The organism is Methylobacterium frigidaeris, assembly GCF_022179185.1.
Lineage (GTDB): Bacteria > Pseudomonadota > Alphaproteobacteria > Rhizobiales > Beijerinckiaceae > Methylobacterium > Methylobacterium frigidaeris.
The window spans coordinates 46,443-67,513 of the sequence record NZ_BPQJ01000033.1; the positions used below are offsets into that span (position 1 = coordinate 46,443).

19 protein-coding genes are annotated in these 21,071 nt (G+C 67.3%); 13 read left to right on the forward strand and 6 right to left on the reverse strand.

All coding sequences use genetic code 11. The annotated features are described in order from the left end of the window. Window positions 1-251: 251 nt before the first annotated feature. The gene (locus tag MFF64_RS26185) at window positions 252-470 is read right to left on the reverse strand and encodes a DUF6894 family protein (protein WP_099906412.1); all 219 of its coding nucleotides are present in this window, start codon (window positions 468-470) and stop codon (window positions 252-254) included. A 260-nt stretch (window positions 471-730) separates the two neighbouring features. On the opposite strand from MFF64_RS26185, the gene MFF64_RS26190 reads away from it, so the two are divergent. After that, window positions 731-967: a hypothetical protein gene (locus MFF64_RS26190; RefSeq protein ID WP_238192787.1), complete on the forward strand. Its 237-nt coding sequence runs from the start codon at window positions 731-733 to the stop codon at window positions 965-967. A gap of 92 nt (window positions 968-1,059) precedes the next feature. Next, window positions 1,060-1,194 (forward strand): hypothetical protein, encoded by a 135-nt coding sequence (locus MFF64_RS37890; RefSeq protein ID WP_269153918.1) that lies wholly within the window; start codon window positions 1,060-1,062, stop codon window positions 1,192-1,194. A gap of 963 nt (window positions 1,195-2,157) precedes the next feature. Here MFF64_RS37890 and mtgA read toward each other — a convergent pair. Further along, window positions 2,158-2,877: a monofunctional biosynthetic peptidoglycan transglycosylase gene (mtgA, locus tag MFF64_RS26195; RefSeq protein WP_425324363.1), complete on the reverse strand. Its 720-nt coding sequence runs from the start codon at window positions 2,875-2,877 to the stop codon at window positions 2,158-2,160. Between the two features lie 134 nt (window positions 2,878-3,011). On the opposite strand from mtgA, the gene MFF64_RS26200 reads away from it, so the two are divergent. From MFF64_RS26200 to MFF64_RS26210, 3 genes are all read left to right on the forward strand, one after another. Next, window positions 3,012-3,953, forward strand: a complete 942-nt coding sequence (locus tag MFF64_RS26200) for a polyprenyl synthetase family protein (RefSeq protein WP_099902497.1) — start codon at window positions 3,012-3,014, stop codon at window positions 3,951-3,953. A 79-nt stretch (window positions 3,954-4,032) separates the two neighbouring features. Next, a complete protein-coding gene (gene leuB, locus MFF64_RS26205; RefSeq protein WP_238192788.1) occupies window positions 4,033-5,139 on the forward strand; it encodes a 3-isopropylmalate dehydrogenase in 1,107 nt (368 codons plus the stop codon). A gap of 31 nt (window positions 5,140-5,170) precedes the next feature. After that, the gene (locus tag MFF64_RS26210) at window positions 5,171-5,749 is read left to right on the forward strand and encodes an LOG family protein (RefSeq protein WP_099904590.1); all 579 of its coding nucleotides are present in this window, start codon (window positions 5,171-5,173) and stop codon (window positions 5,747-5,749) included. A gap of 169 nt (window positions 5,750-5,918) precedes the next feature. Here the strand turns inward: MFF64_RS26210 and MFF64_RS26215 are convergent, their stop codons facing one another. Further along, the gene (locus MFF64_RS26215) at window positions 5,919-6,332 is read right to left on the reverse strand and encodes a hypothetical protein (protein WP_099904592.1); all 414 of its coding nucleotides are present in this window, start codon (window positions 6,330-6,332) and stop codon (window positions 5,919-5,921) included. Between the two features lie 97 nt (window positions 6,333-6,429). Beyond that, window positions 6,430-7,326: a hypothetical protein gene (locus MFF64_RS26220; RefSeq protein WP_099904594.1), complete on the reverse strand. Its 897-nt coding sequence runs from the start codon at window positions 7,324-7,326 to the stop codon at window positions 6,430-6,432. Between the two features lie 440 nt (window positions 7,327-7,766). Here MFF64_RS26220 and MFF64_RS26225 point away from each other — a divergent pair, with 440 nt between their 5' ends. After that, window positions 7,767-8,801 carry an aspartate-semialdehyde dehydrogenase gene (locus tag MFF64_RS26225; protein ID WP_099904596.1) on the forward strand — a complete coding sequence of 345 codons (1,035 nt, stop codon included), beginning with the start codon at window positions 7,767-7,769 and terminating at the stop codon, window positions 8,799-8,801. Window positions 8,802-8,908: 107 nt separating this feature from the next. Beyond that, a complete protein-coding gene (gene amaB / locus MFF64_RS26230) occupies window positions 8,909-10,438 on the forward strand; it encodes an L-piperidine-6-carboxylate dehydrogenase (protein WP_238192789.1) in 1,530 nt (509 codons plus the stop codon). A gap of 31 nt (window positions 10,439-10,469) precedes the next feature. Here the strand turns inward: amaB and MFF64_RS26235 are convergent, their stop codons facing one another. Both MFF64_RS26235 and MFF64_RS26240 read right to left on the reverse strand, forming a co-directional pair. Beyond that, window positions 10,470-11,843, reverse strand: a complete 1,374-nt coding sequence (locus MFF64_RS26235; RefSeq protein ID WP_238192790.1) for a hypothetical protein — start codon at window positions 11,841-11,843, stop codon at window positions 10,470-10,472. 182 nt (window positions 11,844-12,025) lie between these two features. Beyond that, window positions 12,026-13,195, reverse strand: coding sequence for a M20 aminoacylase family protein (locus tag MFF64_RS26240; RefSeq protein WP_099899611.1), 1,170 nt, complete (start codon window positions 13,193-13,195; stop codon window positions 12,026-12,028). Between the two features lie 296 nt (window positions 13,196-13,491). Between MFF64_RS26240 and MFF64_RS26245 the strand changes: the two genes are divergently transcribed. The 6 genes from MFF64_RS26245 (at window position 13,492) to MFF64_RS26270 (ending at window position 21,052) form a co-directional block, all read left to right on the forward strand. Next, window positions 13,492-15,090 (forward strand): ABC transporter substrate-binding protein, encoded by a 1,599-nt coding sequence (locus MFF64_RS26245; RefSeq protein WP_238192791.1) that lies wholly within the window; start codon window positions 13,492-13,494, stop codon window positions 15,088-15,090. Window positions 15,091-15,222: 132 nt separating this feature from the next. Then, window positions 15,223-16,203, forward strand: coding sequence for an ABC transporter permease (locus MFF64_RS26250; RefSeq protein ID WP_099899609.1), 981 nt, complete (start codon window positions 15,223-15,225; stop codon window positions 16,201-16,203). Between the two features lie 16 nt (window positions 16,204-16,219). Further along, complete coding sequence (locus MFF64_RS26255) at window positions 16,220-17,179, forward strand: ABC transporter permease (protein WP_099899607.1); 960 nt, start codon at window positions 16,220-16,222, stop codon at window positions 17,177-17,179. 14 nt (window positions 17,180-17,193) lie between these two features. Then, on the forward strand, window positions 17,194-18,177 hold the full coding sequence (locus MFF64_RS26260; protein ID WP_099899605.1) for an ABC transporter ATP-binding protein: 984 nt from the start codon (window positions 17,194-17,196) through the stop codon (window positions 18,175-18,177). Then, on the forward strand, window positions 18,174-19,235 hold the full coding sequence (locus MFF64_RS26265; RefSeq protein ID WP_099899604.1) for an ABC transporter ATP-binding protein: 1,062 nt from the start codon (window positions 18,174-18,176) through the stop codon (window positions 19,233-19,235). Before MFF64_RS26260 ends, MFF64_RS26265 begins: the two co-directional genes overlap by 4 nt. A 308-nt stretch (window positions 19,236-19,543) precedes the next feature. Next, window positions 19,544-21,052, forward strand: a complete 1,509-nt coding sequence (locus MFF64_RS26270; protein ID WP_238192792.1) for a P-loop NTPase — start codon at window positions 19,544-19,546, stop codon at window positions 21,050-21,052. Window positions 21,053-21,071: the final 19 nt, after the last annotated feature.

Consider the following 21,071-nt stretch of genomic DNA (forward strand, 5'->3'; position numbering starts at 1 on the left):
CCGTTCCCTCTCGCGCGGATGCCTAGCAGCCGGACCGGGGACCCAGGCAGGAGACAGCCACGATGTCGCTCGGCGGTAAGGTTCGACCCAAGGAGCAGGCGGCTCCCCTGACGCCGGACACTTCCGCGCCGCATGCGGGCGGCCGGGACGAGGCACGTATCCAGGGTGACGCACATGAGGGTGATGCACATGTGGGCGCTCAGATCCGCGCCCATGTGCGGCAGGTTCTGCAACAGGCGGGCTCCCGCGCCTCAGGCGAGGGAAATTGATCGCACCAGCCGGCCGGTCCCGTCGCGGATCTCGAGGTGCCAATCCTCCCCGAGAAGCGGGAGGTCGCCGCTCGCCCGCATCTCGGCGATGACCGCCCGCGCTTCGGCCTCAGCCTGGTCCGGCGTATCGGCCTCGACGCCCGTCGGGTCCTCGATCGCACGCGCCGGGCCGACCAGGTTGAAGAAGTAGCGCTGCGTCATGAGGCTGACCACGGTCGGGGAACGGGGACGGGCGCGGCTCGGGCGTCGCCGATCGGCCCGCGCCCGGTCGGTTGTGAGCGGTGCGATCCCCGGACGTTACCAGCCCGGTTCCAGCCTGGCATGTCAGGGAAAAGGCGAGTTGCGCGCTAAGCGTGAGCGATTCCGCGCCTGCCGCGTTCCTCCGAAGGGAGAGGGCGGCCGCCCCCCTGCTCCCGCCGCCCGCGGGCGACGGTCCACGGTGCGGTGAAGGCAGGCCGACGATGCAGCACGATTCCGCCCGAGCGCATCCCGAGAAACGGGGACATCCGGAGAAGCCGGCGGCCTCCGCCCGCAGCATCGTGCTCACCCTCCTCGGCGTGGTGATCGGCAGCGCCGGCTACTACGCCTCCTGGCGCTTCCAGACCCCGATCGGCACCCTCGGCGGCATCGCCGGCCTGGCCCTCTGCGTGATCGGCACCAGCCACGGGCACGATGGCGGCCCGTCGCAGGTCGGGTGATCGCGGCTCCTGCGGCAAAACGCGGCCCAGGATCGATCGATCCGGCGCCCCCGAGGGACGTTGGCTTGGGAATTCCCCAGCAGGAGAGCCCCATGAACGCCAACTCCCCCGAGCACCGCACCGGCCACGACGTCGATTCCGTCGATCAGGTCAGCAGCGTCACGCTGCTCGGCTTCGCCGTCGTCGGCGCGGCCCTGACGGTCGCGCTCAACACGATGCTGATCTGAGCGGCCGGGCGGCGGGGTGGCTCTTACAGCGCCCCGCCGTTGCTGGCGTCGGACAGGCGCCCCCGAGTGTCTTGGCGATACGAGTACCAGCCATGACGGAGTCATTCACCGGTTCGTGAAAAGCATCCACGACGTCCCGCGCGTGCTCGGCGTGAAAGCGACAATTTCTGCGTCGCGACGATGCATCCGACGGACGCGTCATCCTCCGAACCCAACTCGACACAGGCAGCAAGACCCCTGCGGATTAGACTATAATCGTTCATCGAATCTCAGATTATATCATACAATGGCGCCAGACTGCACCGGCACGTGTCGCATGGCCCTTTGCCATCCATCAAGATCGCCATGAGCCGGGCCCCTTTCAGTGCCCACAAAGCTGAAGGGGAGACGAAACAGGGATAGAATTGATATTTATTAAAGATAGCGACTGCGACCGTCGCATTATACGAATTACTCCTAATTTTTCTGTGAAATGAAGCGCCGGATCCCCGCTCCCGTCCGGGAAAGAAGGAGGGGTGATCGGAGATCGCGCGAGGGCGGCGGCAGGTCCGGACAAGGCTCCGAACGATTCCGCTGTCAGCACGACGGTTCGAGCTTGACCGGGAACCCTGGACCCAACCCCCGGTCCCTCTCCCACGGGACCGACCGGGAACAAGGGCGACGGGTGTTCGGAGACAAGGGTGACCGGTTGCACCCGGTAGCCGGATCGGGTCAGGTCGATCCGTCCCGACCGCCGGTTGATGAACACCATCTCGACGCGCCCGTCCGTGAGGGTCGGGCCCAGCGCCAGCGGCTGGCCGGCACCGCCCGGCCGAGCGCTTCGTGCGCGCGTACGCCGTTGTCGATCGCCCGGCAGCGCTCGAGCGCCAGTCCCCGACCGGGTGCTACCGCGCCCTCCGATCCGCACGCCCACACGGAAGAGGGGAAGCGCGCCGTATTCTCAGGGTCTTGAGGACGATCGCCTCACGGCCGCACGCACTGGCTCAACGCCCCGATCCCCGCAGTCCGCCCCTGGATCCGCCCGGCGAGCGCCCGCAGCGCCCGGGTCGGCCGGCGCGGGTTGCGGGCGATCGGGTTCGGCAGGGAGGCGACGAGCAAAGCGGCCTCGCCCTTGGTGAGGTCGCGGGCCGACTTGCCGAACCAGTGCCGGGCGGCGGCCTCGGCGCCAAAGATCCCCTCCCCCCACTCGGCGACGTTGAGGTAGATCTCCATCGTCCGGCGCTTGCCCCAGACGAGGTCGACCATCAGCGCCAGCGGGATCTCCAGCGCCTTGCGCAGGTAGGAGCGGCCCGGCCACAGGAAGACGTTCTTCACCGTCTGCATCGTTACCGTCGAGGCGCCGCGGCTCGGGCCGTCCTCATCGTCGACCACGCTCCACAGGGCATCCCAGTCGACGCCGCCATGCAGGCAGAAGCGCTGGTCCTCGGAAGCGACGACGCCCTGGACCAGGGCCGGAGACATCGCCTCCAGCGGCACGACCTCGCGGGTGACCGGCTGCAGCGTGGCCCAGCGGCCGAGCATCAGGGTTGAGGGCGGGGTCAGCGCGCGATAGACGAGCGCCAGGACCAGGACGAGGGCGACCGCCATGACGGGCACCAGGAGCACGGCGCGCAAGATCCGCCGCCCCCGGGCCCGGGCTGGCGGTGCGCTCGCCGGGACCAGCCCGCGCAGCGGTTGCGGCACGCCTCCGTGGCTGTCCGCCGTGACGCGCGGCTCCTGAATTCGACCCTCCTCTCGGCGTGCCCGTCTGCGAGGCCACCATGACGTCAACGCGGGCCCCGCAGGACACGACGCCGGGCCGTCCCCAGGAAAATACGATGGCCGGCACCACAGGATACCCGCAGGCAGGCGATTTCACGGCGCGGCTCTCGGCCGTCGCCAAGAGCGTCGAAGGCTTCCTCGCCGAGCGCCTCGGCGACAGCGTACAGCCTGGCGAGATCGCCCGGCCGCCCCGGCTGATGGAGGCGATGCGCCACGCCGTGCTCAACGGCGGCAAGCGCCTGCGCCCGTTCCTCGCCATCGAGACCGCCCGGATGCTCGGCGGACCGTTCGAGGGCGCGATGGCCGCCGGGGCCGGCGTCGAGCTGGTGCATTGCTACTCGCTCGTCCACGACGACCTGCCGGCGATGGACGACGACGACCTGCGCCGCGGCCAGCCGACCGTGCACAAGAAATACGACGAGGCCACCGCGATCCTGGTCGGCGACGCCCTCCAGACCCTCGCCTTCGAGATCGTCGCCGATCCGGCCTGGCAGGCCGATCCGCTGATCCGCTCCGAGCTGGTGCTTGGCCTCGCCCGGGCCTCGGGCCTCGGCGGCATGGTCGGCGGCCAGCTCCTCGACCTCGGGGCGGAGGGGCGCTTCGGCCCGGCCAACCTCGACGTGGATGCCACGCTCCAGCTCCAGGCGATGAAGACCGGCGCCATCCTGGCCTTCTCGGTCGATGCCGGGGCGCTGGTCGGCGGCGCATCGAAGGACGAGCGCCGCGCGCTCCTGGCCTACGGCCGGGCGCTGGGCCAGGCGTTCCAGGTCGCCGACGACATCCTCGACCGTGAGGCCTCCTCCGAGGCGATGGGCAAGCGCACCGGCAAGGACAAGGAGGCCGGCAAGGCCACCCTCGTCGACCGCCTCGGCCTCGACGGCGCCCGCGCCGAGTGCGAGCGCCTGGTCGCCGAATGCGAGAGCGCGCTCAAGCCCTGGGGCGACGCCGCCGCCACCCTGTGCGAGGCCGCCCGCTTCACCGTCGCGCGCAAGTCCTGATCCCAGGGGCTCCGCCCCGATCCCGGCAGAGGGACTGTCCCTCTGCCCACCCGGAATCCCAGACGAAGAAGGTCACGCCATGGCCACGTACAAGATCCTGCTCCTGCCCGGCGACGGCATCGGCCCCGAGGTGGCGCAGGAAGTCTCCAAGGTGCTGGCCTGGTTCACCCGCGCCGGCATCGCCCAGTTCGAGACCGAGACCGACCTCGTCGGCGGCGCGGCCATCGACGCCCACGGCGTGCCGCTCTCGGAAGCCGCGATGAACCGCGCCAAGGCCGCCGACGCGGTTCTGTTCGGCGCCGTGGGCGGGCCGAAATGGGCCGGCGTGTCTTACGCCAAGCGCCCCGAAGCGGGTCTGCTGCGCCTGCGCAAGGACCTCGGCCTGTTCGCCAACCTCCGTCCGGCGATCTGCTACCCGGCGCTGGCCGACGCCTCGGCGCTCAAGCGCGAGCTGGTCGAGGGCCTCGACATCGTCATCGTGCGCGAGCTCACCGGCGGCGTCTATTTCGGCGAGCCGAAGGAGATCGTGACGCTGGAGGACGGCCAGAAGCGCGCGGTCGACACGCAGGTCTACACCACCGGCGAGATCGAGCGCATCGCGGCGGTCGCCTTCGACCTCGCCCGCAAGCGCCGCAACAAGGTCGCCTCGGCCGAGAAGCACAACGTGATGAAGTCCGGCGTGCTGTGGAAGGAGACCGTCACCCGCCTCCATGCCGAGCAGTACTCCGATGTCGGCCTGGAGCACGTGCTGGCCGACAACTGCGCCATGCAGCTGGTGCGCAACCCCAAGCAGTACGACGTGCTCGTCACCGACAACCTGTTCGGCGACATCCTGTCGGACGTGGCCGCGATGCTGACCGGCTCCCTCGGGATGCTGCCCTCCGCCTCCCTCGGCGCGGTCGAGAACGGCACCCGGCGCGCCCTCTACGAGCCGGTCCACGGTTCCGCCCCGGACATCGCCGGCCAGAACCTCGCCAACCCGATCGCCATGATCGGCTCGCTGGCGATGGCGCTCCGCTACTCCTTCGGCCTCCTCAAGGCCGCCGACCAGCTCGAGAGCGCCATCACCCGCACCCTCGCCAGCGGCACCCGTACCCGCGACATCGCCGCGCCGGGCGCGAACGCGGTCGGCACCGCCGAGATGGGTGACGCGATCGTGCGCGAGCTGCAGGCCGGAGCGAACTGAGTCGGACGGGTTGAACTCGGGGAGACGAACCATGCGCCTGTGCGTGTTCTGCGGCTCCAGCGACGGGGCTCGCCCGCTCTACCGCGAGGCGGCGACCGCGCTCGGGCGCCACTTCGCTCAGGACGGGATCGAGCTGGTCTACGGCGGCGGCAAGGTCGGGCTGATGGGCGCGGTCGCGGACGGCGCGCTCGCCGCTGGCGGCCGGGTGACCGGCATCATGCCGAAGGCCCTCGTCGAGAAGGAGACCGCGCATCTCGGGCTGACCGATTTGCGCGTCGTCGCCTCGATGCACGAGCGCAAGGCCCTGATGGCCGACCTCGCCGACGGCTTCGTGGCGCTCCCCGGGGGTTTGGGCACCTTCGAGGAGATGTTCGAGGTCTGGACCTGGGCCCAGCTCGGCTACCACAGGAAGCCCCTCGCGGTGTTCAACGCCGGCGGCTTCTTCGACGGGCTGCTGAGCTTCCTCGACAGCGTCGTGGCCGAGGGCTTCGTGCGCGAGCCGCACCGGGCGATGCTGATCGTCGGCACCGAGCCGGCGGACCTCGTGGCGCGTATCCGGGCCTACGAGCCGCCCCGGGTCATCAAGTGGGTGAAGTCGGAGGAGCGGTAAGCACTTCTCATCCACCCCCGTTTACCGGATCTCCTTTCACTTCGTTCCAGTCGTCCGGGAAACGGGGGCGGTTTAAAAATCCGACGTGGAGCATCGACAAGATCGTACGCTCCGCAAACGAAACGGGCCCCTCGCGGGGCCCGTCGCACATCCAGCTGATCCGGTCCGCTCAGTACCCGTAGCGCGCCCGCGACAGCGGCGAGGTCGGGTCGAGGTAGTCGACCGCCGACAGATCCACCGTGACGGCGCTGCGGCGGGCACCGATGAACGGGCCGTTGGTGATCGGGTCGGGCAGGATGCCGGCGCCGCCGAAGCGCTCGCGGTTGGCGATGTAGGGCGGCGAGTTCAGGTAGGAGGCGGTAATGAAGTGCGGGTTGGTGGCCGGGTTGCTCACCGCACCCGAATTGGCCTCGACCACATTGCCGGCATCGAGCCAGCTGCGCGGGCGCACGCGGATCGCCAGGCCCTGGCCGTCCCGGTAGCTGCGGATGACGTAGCTGTCCTGCGCCTGCGAGGCGGCGGTGCCGGCGCCCAGGGTCGCGAGGGAAAGAAGCCCGGTCAGGGCGAGAGTCTGGAAGCGCATGACGCACCTTTGATGAACGTCGCCAGGGTAGCGCCGCACTCGTTAAGAAACGACGCCGTTGTGGAAATAGACGTGCGAGCGCGGCCGAGGTTCCCGCTCACGGCGAAGCTGGTCGCGAATGCCGCACTCTCGCCGCATTCGTCCGGGCCGGCTTGCGGGGGGTCGGCACCGCCGCGGTGGTGGTGGGCTCCTCCGGCGGGCAGGACGCCGTCCGGGCTTGAGCGAGCATCGCGGCGATCGCCGGGGAGAGCCCCGCCCCTGGCACGGGGCTAAGGCGCTCCACCGTGCAGGCCAAGGCCTGCGGCTCGGGCAATTGTCCGAGCGGCGCGCAGAACCAGCCTTCGAGCCGCAAGGATGCCCCAAGGCGGAACGCCGTGCAGGCTCGCCGTCCCTCCGCATCGGCGAGGGTCGCGTCGACGGTGTCGAGCGCGCCGAACCGCGTCGCGAGCTGCCCGCGCTCCCCGGTGCGCACCACCGAGAGGCCGCCGGCCTCCGCTGCCCGCCGCGCCAGGGTGACGAACAGGCTCCCCTCCCCGTCCGGCTCCGCCGTCTCGACGGCGACGAGGCGCAGGAACGGCGCCTCCTGCACCGCGAAGGCGCCGGCGGTTAGGGTGTCCTCCCGCAGGCCGGGCTGCGTCCGGGCGCTGCCGGTCGCTTCGCCGAGGCGGTAGCGGTCGGCGGCAACCTCGCTCCACACGGGCGGTGCCACCGCGGGCGCGGCGTAGCGCGGCACGAAGGCGGCTTGGTCGGCGAGCGGCGGGTCGGCGAGGCGCCGCTCGCTGGCGAGCACGCTGAGCAGCGCGATCACCGCCGCGGCGCCGACGGTGCGCCCGGCGACGCGCCGGCGCCAGGACCGCCGCGGGGCAGCGCGCGGGAGCGGCCGCGGCACCAGCGGCTCGACCGGGCCGATCTCCTGCGCCAGGGCATGATCCCTGGCGAGAATCCGGGCGGCCCGCACCAGGGCGGCATCGTCGAAGTCCGGCCTCTGCCGCACGGGGGCGCTCCTCCGGTCGCGCGTGGACGTCGCCACCGGAATCGCATCGCATTTTAGCGATTTCGTTGATTTGCCCCGGCTTGTCCCCTGCGGGACCGAGTCAGGGTGAACGAGGTGCTAACGAGTGACGCGACGCGGAATCTGTCGCCGGCTCGCGATCTCTCCCCTGGCCTGCCCCTTGACAGCAAGGCGCGTTCGGGCTGTTGCTTCCCGCGCTCGCGCACCCCATCTCGGGTGTCGCCTTTTCCGAGGACTGACCGCGCCATGCGGCCTGTGTCGACCACGACGAAACGCAAAGCCACGACGGCGATTACCGCCGCCGGCTGAAGCCTCGCGTCGTCCTCGGATCCCTCCCCGTCCGTGGCGGACGGAGGCCGGGCTCCTTGAGAGCCCGCCTGAGATCGTCCGGGGAGGAGTTAGTCCGAACTGGAGCGATTGAGATGGGTTACAAGGTTGCCGTCGTCGGAGCCACCGGCAATGTGGGCCGCGAGATGCTCGACATCCTGGCCGAGCGCGCCTTCCCGGCCGATACGGTGGTGGCGCTCGCCTCGCGCCGCAGCCTGGGCCAGGAAGTGTCCTTCGGCGACAAGACCCTGAAGGTCCAGGCCCTCGACCAGTACGACTTCTCCGACACCGACATCTGCCTGATGTCGGCCGGCGGCGAGACCTCGAAGGAGTGGTCGCCCCGCATCGGCCAGCAGGGTTGCGTCGTCATCGATAACTCGTCGGCCTTCCGCTACGATTCCGACGTGCCGCTGATCGTGCCGGAGGTGAATGCCGATGCCGTCGTGGGCTTCACGAAGAAGAACATCATCGCCAACCCGAACTGCTCGACCGCGCAGCTCGTCGTGGCCCTGAAGCCCCTGCACGAGGCCGCCACCATCAAGCGCGTCGTCGTCGCGACCTACCAGTCGGTCTCCGGCGCGGGCAAGGACGCGATGGACGAGCTGTTCAACCAGACCCGCGCGGTGTTCACCGCCGGCGAGGTCAAGGTGCAGAAGTTCACCAAGCGCATCGCCTTCAACGTCATCCCGCACATCGACGTCTTCATGGAGGACGGCTCCACCAAGGAAGAGTGGAAGATGGTGGCCGAGACGAAGAAGATGCTCGACCCCAAGATCAAGCTGACGGCGACCTGCGTGCGCGTGCCGGTATTCATCGGCCACTCGGAGGCGGTGAACGTCGAGTTCGAGCGCCCGCTCTCGGCCGAGGAGGCGACCCAGATCCTGCGCTCGGCGCCCGGCATCCTGGTCGACGACAAGCGCGAGCCCGGCGGCTACATCACCCCGCACGAGGCGGCGGGCGAGGACGCCACCTACATCTCGCGCATCCGCGAGGACATCACGGTCGAGAACGGCCTCTCGTTCTGGTGCGTGTCGGACAACCTGCGCAAGGGCGCGGCCCTCAACACGGTCCAGATCGCCGAGGTGCTGGTCAACCGCAAGCTGATCCAGCCGAAGCAGAAGGCGGCGTAAGCGCCGGCGCTGTGCAACGGGATCGAATCCCGTAAGATCGATACCCCTATCCGGCCCGCCTCCCTTCAGAGGCGGGCCGTCTTTCGTCAGACGCGGAGATCCTGCCCATGGCCCCGACCGTCCTGTCCGTCCGCGACGACACCCTGGCGGTGCTGGAGCGCCTCGGCGTCCCGGCCTCGGCCTTCGCGGAGGGCGGGCTCCCGGCCCACTCGCCCATCGACGGCGGCGTGGTGACGGGCCTGCGCCAGACCACCCCCGACGAGGCCGGAGCGACGATCGCGGCGGCGAGCCAGGCCTTCCTCGCCTGGCGGCGTGTGCCGGGCCCGCGCCGGGGCGAGCTGGTACGGCTGCTCGGCGAGGAATTGCGCGCCCACAAGGACGATCTCGGCCGGCTCGTGACGCTGGAAGCCGGAAAGATCCTCTCGGAAGGCCTCGGCGAGGTCCAGGAGATGATCGACATCTGCGACTTCGCCGTCGGCCTGTCGCGGCAATTGCACGGGCTCACCATCGCCACCGAACGGCCGGACCACCGGATGATGGAGGTCTGGCACCCGCTCGGGGTGTGCGGCGTCATCACGGCGTTCAACTTCCCTGTCGCGGTGTGGTCGTGGAACGCGGCTCTGGCGCTGGTCTGCGGCGATCCGGTGATCTGGAAGCCATCCGAGAAGACACCCCTCACCGCGCTCGCCGTCCACGCGCTGGCGACGAAGGCCCTCAAGCGCTTCGGGTCGGACGCACCAGACGGCCTGCTCGGGCTCCTGATCGGCGGCCGCGAGCTCGGCGAGCGCCTGGTCGAGGACGAGCGGGTCGCGCTGGTCTCCGCCACCGGCTCGACCGCGATGGGCCGGCAGGTGGCGCCGAAGCTCGCCGCCCGCTTCGCCCGGGCGATCCTGGAGCTCGGCGGCAACAACGCCGCCATCGTGGCGCCTTCCGCCGACCTCGACCTCGCCTTGCGCGCCATCGCCTTCGCGGCGATGGGCACTGCCGGCCAGCGCTGCACCACCCTGCGGCGGCTGTTCGTCCATGACAGCGTCTACGACGCGCTCGTGCCGCGTCTGAAGGCGGCCTACGGCACGGTGCGGATCGGCGATCCGCGCGATCCCGCCACCCTGATCGGCCCGCTGATCGACGTCGCCGCCGCCGACGGCATGGCGCGCGCCCTCGACGAGGCGCGGGCGATCGGCGGCACCGTCCATGGCGGCGAGCGTCTGCGCGACATCCGCGGCGAGGCGGCGGCCTATATCCGCCCGGCCCTCGTCGAGATGCCCGAGCAGGCCGGCCCGATGCGCCGCGAGACCTTCGCGCCGATCCTCTACGTGACCCGCTACAGCGACCTCGACGGGGCGATCCAGGCCCAGAACGCGGTGGCGGCCGGCCTTTCCTCCTCGATCTTCACCCGGGATCTCGGCGAGGCCGAGACCTTCCTGTCGGCCTCCGGCTCCGATTGCGGCATCGCCAACGTCAATATCGGCCCGTCGGGCGCCGAGATCGGCGGCGCCTTCGGCGGCGAGAAGGAGACCGGCGGCGGCCGCGAGGCGGGCTCGGATTCCTGGAAGGCCTATATGCGCCGGGCCACCAACACCATCAATTACGGCAAGACCCTGCCGCTGGCGCAGGGGGTGACGTTCGAGGTGTAGAGCGCGAGGTCTCGTGAATCGCCGCCGTCCCTCACCAGGACGAGAGGGCGGCGCGCTTCCAGGTGTTGGCGGCAACGCAGGTGTAAACGAAGTTGGCGTCGTGCGCCCAATCGCCGGCCTGACATGGGGCCTTGGACGAGGCCGGCGTGGCGAGGGGCGAGTTCAGGCGTGAGGCGGTGAGGATCCCGGCCGGGTTGACGCTCCAGCCGGCGCCGCTGATCTGCGCCGTCGCGTAGCGGCCTTGGAGCAGGATGCCGGTTGGCGTGGTCGACGCCTCGCGGAGGCCGGCGAGGGACTTGATCCCGCCGATATTCGCGAAGGTGGGCGTGTCCGAGATGTCCTCGATGGCGGCCACCGACTTGGTGCCTGCAATCTGGATCGACCGCGGGCTCGCCGACACGTCCCGGATCGCCGCCACGCCGTGGGCCGAGGTCCCGATGCCGGAAATCCCGAACCCGAGCCCTACGGGCGACATCGTATCGACCTCGATCGACGCCTGCGCCGCGACCTTCTCGCCGTTGATGCGCAGGGCCCAAATCGCCGAGTAGCCGGTCGTCGCCGAGCCGTCGCCGGTGATCTGCATGCCGTGCGTGACCTGCGCATTGCCGGCGAGGCCGACGCGGATCGCCGTGCAGTCGGCGACGCCGAGCGCGCAATCCGTCCCGCTGTCGTTAGCATAGTCAAATTCGACACCGGGGAAGAACTGCCCGGCTCTCGGCTTCGTCTTGATGTGATAGTTGAAAGCCGCTCCCCAGGCGGCACCGGCACCATCGACAACCTCCGTCTCGAAGTAGCTGCCGACCTTGGCGTTGATGGCGGCGTCGTTGATCCACTGCCAGCGCACAGTGCCGTCCTTGGCGGTGAACGGCACCCTGACCGGGCGGGAGCCGGGCGGGGCCGAGCCGACGCCCGTGGTGCCGGCCTGCACCGCGCGATAGGTGGCATTTCCGACGTTGATGTTGTCGCCGATGGCGTAAGCGGTCGAGGCGGCGTAGGGTTTGGCGTAGCCGGTGCCGATCGTCGTCGTGACCGCGAAGGTCTGTTCCTGCGCCACGCCGTCGAGTTGCGAGCGGCCCGAGATCAGGAGCGACGCGCGTTGATGGTCGAAGAAGCCCGGGTCGCTCACGTCACCCATCGGACCGCGGATGCATGACAGGGCTGGACAGAACGACACGCGGTTGCCAGGGGCGAGCTTGATCGCGTCAGGGTTGGCGGTACCGGCGAGCGTCAGATCGAGCGCCCCGATCGTCGGCAGGCTGATCGCACGGCGGATCTCAAGCCGCTCGAGATCGGTGTCGCCCGGCTGCCCGGCTCGGGAGTCGTCCAGGGCGTAGGCGGGTGCGAACGGCTGCCCGAGCGCGGCGGCTAGGGCGAAGGTCGGCAGCAGGCGGGGCATCGGGGTCATTGGGGCTCTCACGGCGACGGTGCCAGGTTCCGTGCCTGAGCCATATGATGCCGCGCAAACCCGTGACGAGCCGGACGGGGGACGAAGCGCCTAGCCGAACCGGGCGATGCCGCCGGCTCGGAGCCTCGCCTCGGGTCGGCATTCGCGCCGCCGGACGAGCCCGTCCGACGGCGCCACTCCCCTCACGCCGCCGGCATCGCCCGCTCGATCACCCGGGCGAACAGCGAGACGCCGTAGGGCGCCGCCTCGTCGTTGAAGTCGTAGGCCGGGTGGTGCAGGCCGGCGCCGGGGCCGGTGCCGAGGAAGATGTAGGCGCCGGGCCGGGCGTTAAGCATGTAGGAGAAGTCCTCCGCGCCCATCATCGGCTGGACGGTGCGCTCCACCGCGCCCTCGCCCGAGACCTCCGCCGCCACATCGGCCATGAAGCTCGCCCGTCCCGGGTCGTTGGCGGTCACCGGGTAGCCGCGGCCGTAATCGGCGGTGGCGGTGGCGCCGAAGGCGGCGGCGACGTTCGAGGCCACCTGCGCGATGCGCGCCTCGCACAGGTCGCGGACCGATTCCGAGAGCGTACGCACCGTTCCGTTGAGGATCGCGAATTCCGGGATCACGTTGAACGCGTCGCCCGCCTTCACCTGCGTGATCGAGATCACTGCCGACTGCACCGGATCGACGGTGCGCGAGGCGATCGACTGCAGGGCGGTGACGATGTGGGAGGCGACCAGCACCGGGTCGATGCAGTCGTGCGGCGCCGCCGCGTGGCCGCCCTTGCCGGTGACCGTGATGGTGATCCGGTCCGCCGCCGCCATGATCGCGCCGGGGCGGATCGCGAAGCTGCCGAGGGGCAGGCCCGGCTTGTTGTGCAGGCCGTAGACCTCCTGGATGCCGAAGCGCTCCATCAGGCCGTCCTTCAGCATCACGTCGGCGCCGCCGCCGCCCTCCTCCGCCGGCTGGAAGATCAGAACCGCCGTGCCGTCGAAGTTGCGGGTCTCGGCCAGGTACTTGGCCGCGCCGAGCAGCATCGCGGTGTGCCCGTCATGGCCGCAGGCGTGCATCTTGCCCGGCACGGTGGAGCGGTGCGGCACGCCGCTGGTCTCCTCGATCGGCAGGGCGTCCATGTCGGCCCGCAGGCCGATCACCTTGCCGGACCCGGTGTTGCGGCCGCGGATGACGCCGACGACGCCGGTCTTACCCAACCCCGTCACCACCTCGTCGCAGCCGAAGGCCCGCAGCCGCTCGGCCACCAGGCCGGAGGTGCGGTCGAGGGCGAACAGCAGCTCGGGATGCTGATGGAAGTCGCGGCGCCAGGCCGTGATCTCGTCAGCGAGGGCGGCGACGCGGTTGATGACGGGCATGTGACAATACGCTCATATCGGGGCGGGAACGAACGCGCAGGATGCAACAGGCAGACCGGCGCGCGGTCAACTCCCTCGCACGGCTCGCGAATGTCGCGGGCCCGGCGCCGGACGCATGGCGCTCCCCGGTTGGCCCGGGACTTGTTACGGCCGCACGATCGTTCTCACCCTTCCCGCCGGCTGGCGAGACGGGAGGGGATGATGCATCATTTTTCATCATTTCGGCGTCGCTTGTGGCGCCGGAAGATGCTCTAACGCGCTCAGACCCCCGCGGAGTGTCCTCGTCGATGTTGCCTGTGAAGTTTCGTCCGCTGCTGAAGTGCCTCGCCGCCGCCACCGCCCTCGCGGTGCTCGGGGCCGCTCCGGCCTCGGCCGCCAACACCTTCCGGTTCGCCTTCCAGGGCGACCTCAAGTCCCTCGACCCGTACACCCTGAAAGAGACGTTCACGATCGCGGCGCACGGCGCGGTCTACGAGTCGCTCGTCACCCGCGACAAGGACCTGAAGCTCGTTCCCGGTCTCGCCGAATCCTGGGAGACGCCGGAGCCGACCCGCTACCGCTTCAAGCTTCGCCGAAACGTCAAGTTCCACGACGGCACGCCCTTCACCGCCGACGACGTGATCTTCTCCGCCGAGCGCGTGCGGGCGCCGGGCTCGAACTTCCAGACCAACGTGCCGGCCGACGCCACCTTCGTGAAGGTGGACGACCACACCGTCGACATGGTGCTGAAGAACCCCAACCCCATCGCCCTGTACCAGTTCGGCGGCTGGTACATCATGTCGAAGGCCTGGGCCGAGAAGCACGACGCGACGAAGCCCACCCCGGTCTCGGCCTCGACCCCGAGCTACGCGGCCCTGCACGAGAACGGCACCGGCCCGTTCACCATCACCGAGCACCAGCCCGGCGTGCGCACGGTGTTCAAGAAGTTCGACGGCTACTGGGGCAAGGTCGAGTCGAACATCGACGAGGCGATCTTCACCACCATCAGCAACGACGCGACCCGCGTCGCGGCGCTCCTCTCGGGCGAGGTCGACTGGGTCGATCCGGTACCGCTCCAGGATCAGAGCCGGGTGAGCTCCAGCGCCAACGCCGTCGTGGTCAACGCGCCCGAATTGCGCACGATCTATCTCGGCATGGACCAGAGCAGCGACGAGCTGCGGGGCTCCAACGTCAAGGGCAAGAACCCGTTCAAGGACGTGCGGGTGCGTGAGGCGTTCTTCCGCGCGATCGACGAGGACGCGATCGTCAAGCGCGTGATGCGCGGGCAGGCCACCCCGGCGGCCCTGCTGATCGCCCCGCCGCTCTTCCCGCTGGCGGGTGAGTTCAAGCGCCCGGCCTACGACCCGAACAAGGCCAAGGCGCTGCTCACGGAGGCCGGCTATCCCAACGGCTTCGAGGTGCCGCTCGACTGCCCGAACGACCGCTACGTCAACGACGAGGCGATCTGCCAAGCCGTCACCTCGATGCTCGCCCGCGTCGGCGTCAAGGTGAACCTGATCGCCCAGCCCAAGGCGAAGTACTTCGCCAAGATCCTCAAGCCCGCCTTCGACACCTCGTTCTACATGCTGGGGTGGACGCCGTCGTCGATGGACTCGCACAACATCCTGTTCGAGATCGCCGGCTGCCGCAACGACAAGTCCTCGCCGCGCGGCACCACCAACCTCGGGAATTACTGCAACCCGAAGGTCGATGCGCTGGCCGACAAGATCGAGCGTGAGACCGATCAGGAGGCCCGCAACCTGATGATCAAGCAGGCCTACGAGATCGTCATGGGCGACTGGGGCTACATCCCGCTGCACCAGCAGGCCCTGGCCTGGGGCGTGTCGAAGAAGGTGAAGCTGGTGCCCCGCGCCGACAACCAGATGATGCTGTACTGGGTGTCGAAGGAGCCGTAGGCCCCGGCGACAATCGATGGTGACGGGGCTCGGTCCCACCCCGCGCGGGTGGGACCGAGCCCTCACTTCTTTCCAGACGACGAACCGGGTCCGGGGAACGGCCTCGGACCACACCAACACAAGAAAAACCCCATGCTCGCCTTCATTCTCCGCCGCCTGCTGCAATCCGTCGGGGTGCTGCTGGCGGTCGGGCTGATCGCCTTCGCGATGTTCCGCTTCGCCGGCGATCCGGTGAACCAGCTGGTCGCGCCGGACACGCCCTATGCCGAGCGGCTGCAGATCCGCCAGAGCCTCGGCCTCGACGATCCGGTGCTGGTGCAGTTCGCCCGCTACGCCGGCAACGCCGTGCGCGGCCAGTTCGGCAATTCCTACCAGTTCCGCCAGCCTGTCTCGACTTTGCTCGCCGAGCGGATGCCCGCGACCCTGGAACTCGCGCTCTGCGCCACGCTGTTCGCGCTCACCGCCGGCATCCTGATGGGGGTGTACTCGGCGCTCCACCGCGACAGCGTCGGCGCCAAGCTCCTGCAGGCGGTCTCCCTCGTCGGCGTCTCGCTGCCGACCTTCCTGATCGGCATCCTGCTGATCTTCCTGTTCTCGGTGACGCTCGGCTGGCTGCCGTCCTACGGCCGCGGCGACACGGTGCGGATCGGCTGGTGGACCACCGGCTTCCTCACGGCGTCGGGCTGGAAGGCCCTGATCCTGCCCTCGATCACCCTCGGGCTGTTCCAGATGACGCTGATCATGCGTCTCGTCCGGGCCGAGATGCTGGAGGTGCTGCGCACCGACTACATCCGCTTCGCCCGGGCGCGGGGCCTCACCACCCGGTCGATCCATTTCGGCCACGCGCTGAAGAACACCCTCGTCCCGGTCATCACGGTCGCGGGCCTCCAGCTCGGCTCGATCATCGCCTTCTCGATCATCACCGAGACGGTCTTTCAGTGGCCCGGCATGGGCCTCCTGTTCGTGCAGGCGGTGCAGAACGTCGACGTGCCGATCATGGCCGCCTACCTGCTGCTGGTCGCCCTCATCTTCGTGACGATCAACCTCGTGGTCGATCTCCTCTACACCATCGTCGATCCGCGCCTGCGCCTCTCGGTGCGGCGGGCGGCGTGAGGATTGTTTGAAACCCATGGCCTCCCCTGCCCCCGCGCCGGTCCTGGCTTCCGCCGGAGCCCCGCCCTCGCGCCTCGCGCGCTTCCTCGATTCCGACCTGTTCGCCAATTTCCGGCGCTCGAAGCTGGCGATGGCGGCCTTCGCCGCGACCGTGCTGTTCATCGCGCTGGCGCTGCTGGCTCCCGTCATCTCGCCGCAGAACCCCTACGACCCGGCGCAGCTCGAGCTGATGAACGCCAGCCTGCCGCCGCTCTGGTACGCCGACGGCCAGGCGCCGTTCCTGCTCGGCACCGACGACCAGGGCCGCGACGTGCTCTCGGCGGTGTTCTACGGCATGCGCCTGTCGCTCCTCGTCGGCGTGCTCGGCGTGCTCCTGTCGGGCTTCATCGGCATCGGCCTCGGGCTGATCGCCGGCTATGCCGGTGGCTGGGTCGACACGGTCATCATGCGCGTCGCCGACGTGCAGCTGACCTTCCCGGCGATCCTGATCGCGCTCATCGTCGACGGCGTCGCCAAGGCGGTGGCCGGCGGCCACATGGAGGCGAACGCGCAGATCGCCCTCATCGTCGTGGCGATCGGCCTGTCGTTCTGGGTGCAGTACGCCCGCACCGTGCGCGGCTCGGTGATGGTCGAGAAGAACAAGGACTACGTCCAGGCCGGCCGGCTCATCGGCCTGTCGGCGCCGGTGATCCTCACCCGCCACATCCTGCCGAACGTCACCGGCCCGGTCTTCGTCATCGCCACCATCAACCTGGCGCTCGCCATCATCACCGAGGCGACGCTCTCCTTCCTCGGCACCGGCCTGCCGGAGACGATGCCCTCGCTCGGCACCCTGATCCGCACCGGCAACCGCTTCCTGTTCTCGGGCGAGTGGTGGATCGTCGCCTTTCCCGGCCTGGCGCTCGCCGGCCTGGTACTGGCGATCAACCTGCTCGGCGACTGGCTGCGCGACGCCCTGAACCCCAAGCTGCAATGATTCCCGGTTCCCCCATGTCCCAACCCGTCCTCTCGGTGCGCGACCTGCGGGTCGAGTTCGCCACCCGCCGCGGCGTGCTGACCGCGCTCGACGGCGTCTCCTTCGAGATCAACCGCGGCGAGGTGCTCGGCGTCGTCGGCGAGTCCGGCGCCGGCAAGTCGGTGACCGGCTCGGCGGTGATCGGCCTGATCGACCCGCCCGGCCGCATCGCCGGCGGCGAGATCCGCCTCAATGGCGAGCGCATCGACAACCTGACGCCCGACGCGATGCGCAAGGTCCGCGGCAAGCGCATCGGCATGATCTTCCAGGACCCGCTGACCAGCCTCAACCCGCTCTACCGGGTCGGCCGGCAGATCGTGGAGACGATCCGCACCCACACCGACCTCTCGGCCAAGGCCGCCCGCCAGCGGGCGATCGACCTGCTCGCCGAGGTCGGCATCCCGGCGCCGGAGCGGCGGATCGACGGCTTCCCGCACGAATTCTCGGGCGGCATGAGGCAGCGCGTCGTCATCGCGCTCGCGCTCGCCGCCGAGCCGGAGCTGATCATCGCCGACGAGCCGACCACGGCGCTCGACGTCTCGGTCCAGGCCCAGATCATCACGCTCCTGAAGCGCCTCGGGCGCGACCACGGCACCGCCGTGATGCTGATCACCCACGACATGGGGGTGATCGCCGAGGCCGCCGACCGGGTGGCGGTGATGTATGCCGGCCGCGTCGCCGAGATCGGCCCGGTGGCGGCCCTCGTCGGCAACCCGCTCCACCCCTACGCCAAGGGCCTGATGGGGGCGATCCCGTCCCTGTCGCACGAGGCCGACCGCCTGGCCCAGATCCCCGGCGCGATGCCGCGGCTCTCGGCGATCCCGCCCGGCTGCGCCTTCAACCCGCGCTGCCCCAAGGTGTTTGCCCGCTGCACGGTCGACCGGCCCGAGCCCCTGGCCGTCGGCGCGCACCGGGTCGCCTGCCACCTCTACGACGCGTCCGGACAGGCCGCCGCATGAAACCCCATAGCGCCAAGCCCCACATCGCCTTGAAGCCCGTGATCACGCCCCAGCCCGACTACGTGCAGGTCCGCGACCTGCGCCGCCTGTTCGACGTCTCGCGCCCCTGGCTCAACCGGGTGATCGAGCGCCAGCCGCGCCAGTACCTGCGCGCGGTGGACCACGTGTCGTTCTCGGTCGCCAAGGGCGAGACCCTGGCGATCGTCGGCGAATCCGGCTCCGGCAAGTCGACGGTCGCCCGCATGGTGGTCGGCCTGATGCCGCCCTCCGACGGCGAGGTCACGATCGCCGGCATCTCGATGACCGACCCGCGCCAGGCCGCCGAGCGGCGGCAGCTGCGCCGGCGCATCCAGATGATCTTCCAGGACCCCTACGCCTCGATGAACCCGCGCTGGCGGGTCGACCGGATCGTCTCCGAGCCGATCCGCGCCTTCGGGATTCTTTCGGGCGAGCGCGAGATCCAGGCCCGCGTCGGCGAGCTCCTGACCCTGGTCGGCCTGCACCCCGACGACGGCAAGCGCTACCCCCACGCCTTCTCGGGCGGCCAGCGCCAGCGCATCGCCATCGCCCGGGCGCTCGCCTCCGAGGCCGAGTTCCTGGTCGCCGACGAGCCGACCTCGGCCCTCGACGTTTCGGTCCAGGCCCAGATCCTGAACCTGATGCGCGACCTCCAGGACCGGCTCGGCCTGACCTACCTGTTCATCAGCCACAACCTCGCCGTGGTGCGCCACATGGCGAACCGCATCGGCGTGATGTATCTCGGCCGCATCGTCGAGATCGGCGGCGGCCGCGAGCTCTTCACCGCCCCGAAGCACCCCTACACCCGCATGCTCCTCGACGCGGTCCCCGATCTTGCCCATGTCGGACGGCAGCGCGTGCCGGTGCAGGGCGAGATCCCGAACCCGATCAACCCGCCGTCAGGGTGCACGTTTCACCCACGCTGCCCGTTCGCGAATGAGCGGTGCAAGGCGGAGGTGCCGGTGTTCCGGGATGGGGTGGCGTGTCATGCGGTGGAGGAAGGGCGGTTGATTCCGGGGGGTGTTGCGGCTGTGGCGTAGTCCAAGTATGGCGCAAGCGGCATACCCCGACCGCTTGCGTCGCTACTATCTCCCGCTTTATACTTATGTGATCATAGTAATCTTACATTTCAAAATATATTTTATATTTTAACATTACTCATCTCTTTGCATTAGCAGGTACAAATTTGCAAACATTTCTCTGAACGGCAAATTCGATGTGTAATTTGGCCGCAGGTAGCACATCGGCACGCCCTGAGATGCCGAGAATGCGATGTGCAGACCTCGACAATTTGCGACGAGATTGTAGATTGCGATCTAAGCGAACTACGACGACAGAGCGCAATAATATGATTATAGAGGCCGGCGATCAAGCCTATCTTATCAGATCTCTTAAAGCGGGAGAAGCGATGCTGGTGCTAGGCGCTGGAGCATCGTTCACGAGCGAAAATTCTCAAGGCAAGAAAATCAAAATAGGGGATAATCTCGCCAAAACTTTTGCAGATCGTGCCGGGATCGACTATGCAGGCGAGAATTTAGTGGAGGTTTTGGGTGCTGTAAGAGGGACTATCTTAAGCGACCCAATAATCCATTCTATATTATCAGCCGAATATAAGGGTTGCGCCCCCTCCCCTGAACTGGAAGATTTATTTAAATTCACGTGGAAGAGAATATATACATGGAACATCGACGATACTTTGGAGAATGCAAAAGGCAGGTCTGTACAATCTAAAAGATATTATAATGGCCTAAGAGATAAAGCTGTGCAATTTGAGGGCCTCAACATTCTTCATATTGTTCATCTTCACGGTGAGGCAGCTAAACCGGAACATGGGTTTATATTGACAGAGCAGGAATACGCGGAGTACATAAAAAGCGAAAAACATTTCTGGTATCAGAAATTGGCTCAAGATTACCTTTCGTCATGTCCGATTTTTATTGGATCCAGACTCGCTGAACCAATACTAACGACGGAAATAGAGAGGGCGAAACGAGACGGGAAGATTGTCGGTGGAAAATCATTTCTAATAACACCCGATAAACTTTCCGTCATACAGACAGCAAATCTGAAAGCAAAGGGTATCGTTCATATTCAAAGCACTTTAGAAGACTTTGTTAAATGGTTAAAAATTCAAATTCCAGGAGGATGGTCACCCAAAGATGTAGTTTCATTATCGAATAATCTACACTCAAATTATTTAGATGGAATCAGTTACGATGAAATTCCGGCACTTCATAACGTCAAACCCATCTTAGTTAGACAGATCAGAGATAATTTTGTCCACTTGACAAAAACTGATCAAGATAGAAGAGCAAGGAATTTTCTGGAAGGATTTCAGCCAAGCTGGATTGTTGCATTATCTAGCATACCAGTATGGCTGGACAATACAGAACAGCTTTATAAATCATTTGATGTTGCTGTAAAAAACAATAACAAGTTTTTCATAGTTACTGGGCAGGCGGGCAGCGGCAAAACAACAGCCGTAATGTCCATGATTGCTAAATATAGCGAAAATAACAATTTGGACATCTACGAGCTAAAGCCTGATGTAAAAAATGTTTCCAAAGTTTTTTCCGTTCTGCGAAGAATTAGCCATCGTAAGGCAATTGTCTATATTGGCGATCTCTTCGTCTATGGTGATAACTTCAGAAATTATTTAGATAGTGTATCTGGCGAACAGGTAATTGTTGTTTCAACTGCTCGATCTGGCGAATGGGGCGAGCATTTCGTAAGATATCTAGGTGACCTTGTCATACCATTTCAGTTTCAAAGATTCATTAGAAAAGATTACGAGCCGCTAATTGAGCGACTTGTAAAATATGGTAATTACTCAGGGGTGCGCTCGGTCGCGGCGTGAGGCCGGCGAGGAGCCGATG

What these genes read in the sequence shown, in the direction of transcription:
- MFF64_RS26185 (WP_099906412.1), bottom strand. Translation starts at nt 470, where the DNA reads ATGACGCAGCGCTACTTCTTCAACCTGGTCGGCCCGGCGCGTGCGATC.
- MFF64_RS26190 (WP_238192787.1), top strand. Translation starts at nt 731, where the DNA reads ATGCAGCACGATTCCGCCCGAGCGCATCCCGAGAAACGGGGACATCCG.
- MFF64_RS37890 (WP_269153918.1), top strand. Translation starts at nt 1,060, where the DNA reads ATGAACGCCAACTCCCCCGAGCACCGCACCGGCCACGACGTCGATTCC.
- MFF64_RS26200 (WP_099902497.1), top strand. Translation starts at nt 3,012, where the DNA reads ATGGCCGGCACCACAGGATACCCGCAGGCAGGCGATTTCACGGCGCGG.
- leuB (WP_238192788.1), top strand. Translation starts at nt 4,033, where the DNA reads ATGGCCACGTACAAGATCCTGCTCCTGCCCGGCGACGGCATCGGCCCC.
- MFF64_RS26210 (WP_099904590.1), top strand. Translation starts at nt 5,171, where the DNA reads ATGCGCCTGTGCGTGTTCTGCGGCTCCAGCGACGGGGCTCGCCCGCTC.
- MFF64_RS26215 (WP_099904592.1), bottom strand. Translation starts at nt 6,332, where the DNA reads ATGCGCTTCCAGACTCTCGCCCTGACCGGGCTTCTTTCCCTCGCGACC.
- MFF64_RS26225 (WP_099904596.1), top strand. Translation starts at nt 7,767, where the DNA reads ATGGGTTACAAGGTTGCCGTCGTCGGAGCCACCGGCAATGTGGGCCGC.
- amaB (WP_238192789.1), top strand. Translation starts at nt 8,909, where the DNA reads ATGGCCCCGACCGTCCTGTCCGTCCGCGACGACACCCTGGCGGTGCTG.
- MFF64_RS26235 (WP_238192790.1), bottom strand. Translation starts at nt 11,843, where the DNA reads ATGACCCCGATGCCCCGCCTGCTGCCGACCTTCGCCCTAGCCGCCGCG.
- MFF64_RS26240 (WP_099899611.1), bottom strand. Translation starts at nt 13,195, where the DNA reads ATGCCCGTCATCAACCGCGTCGCCGCCCTCGCTGACGAGATCACGGCC.
- MFF64_RS26250 (WP_099899609.1), top strand. Translation starts at nt 15,223, where the DNA reads ATGCTCGCCTTCATTCTCCGCCGCCTGCTGCAATCCGTCGGGGTGCTG.
- MFF64_RS26255 (WP_099899607.1), top strand. Translation starts at nt 16,220, where the DNA reads ATGGCCTCCCCTGCCCCCGCGCCGGTCCTGGCTTCCGCCGGAGCCCCG.
- MFF64_RS26260 (WP_099899605.1), top strand. Translation starts at nt 17,194, where the DNA reads ATGTCCCAACCCGTCCTCTCGGTGCGCGACCTGCGGGTCGAGTTCGCC.
- MFF64_RS26265 (WP_099899604.1), top strand. Translation starts at nt 18,174, where the DNA reads ATGAAACCCCATAGCGCCAAGCCCCACATCGCCTTGAAGCCCGTGATC.
- MFF64_RS26270 (WP_238192792.1), top strand. Translation starts at nt 19,544, where the DNA reads ATGATTATAGAGGCCGGCGATCAAGCCTATCTTATCAGATCTCTTAAA.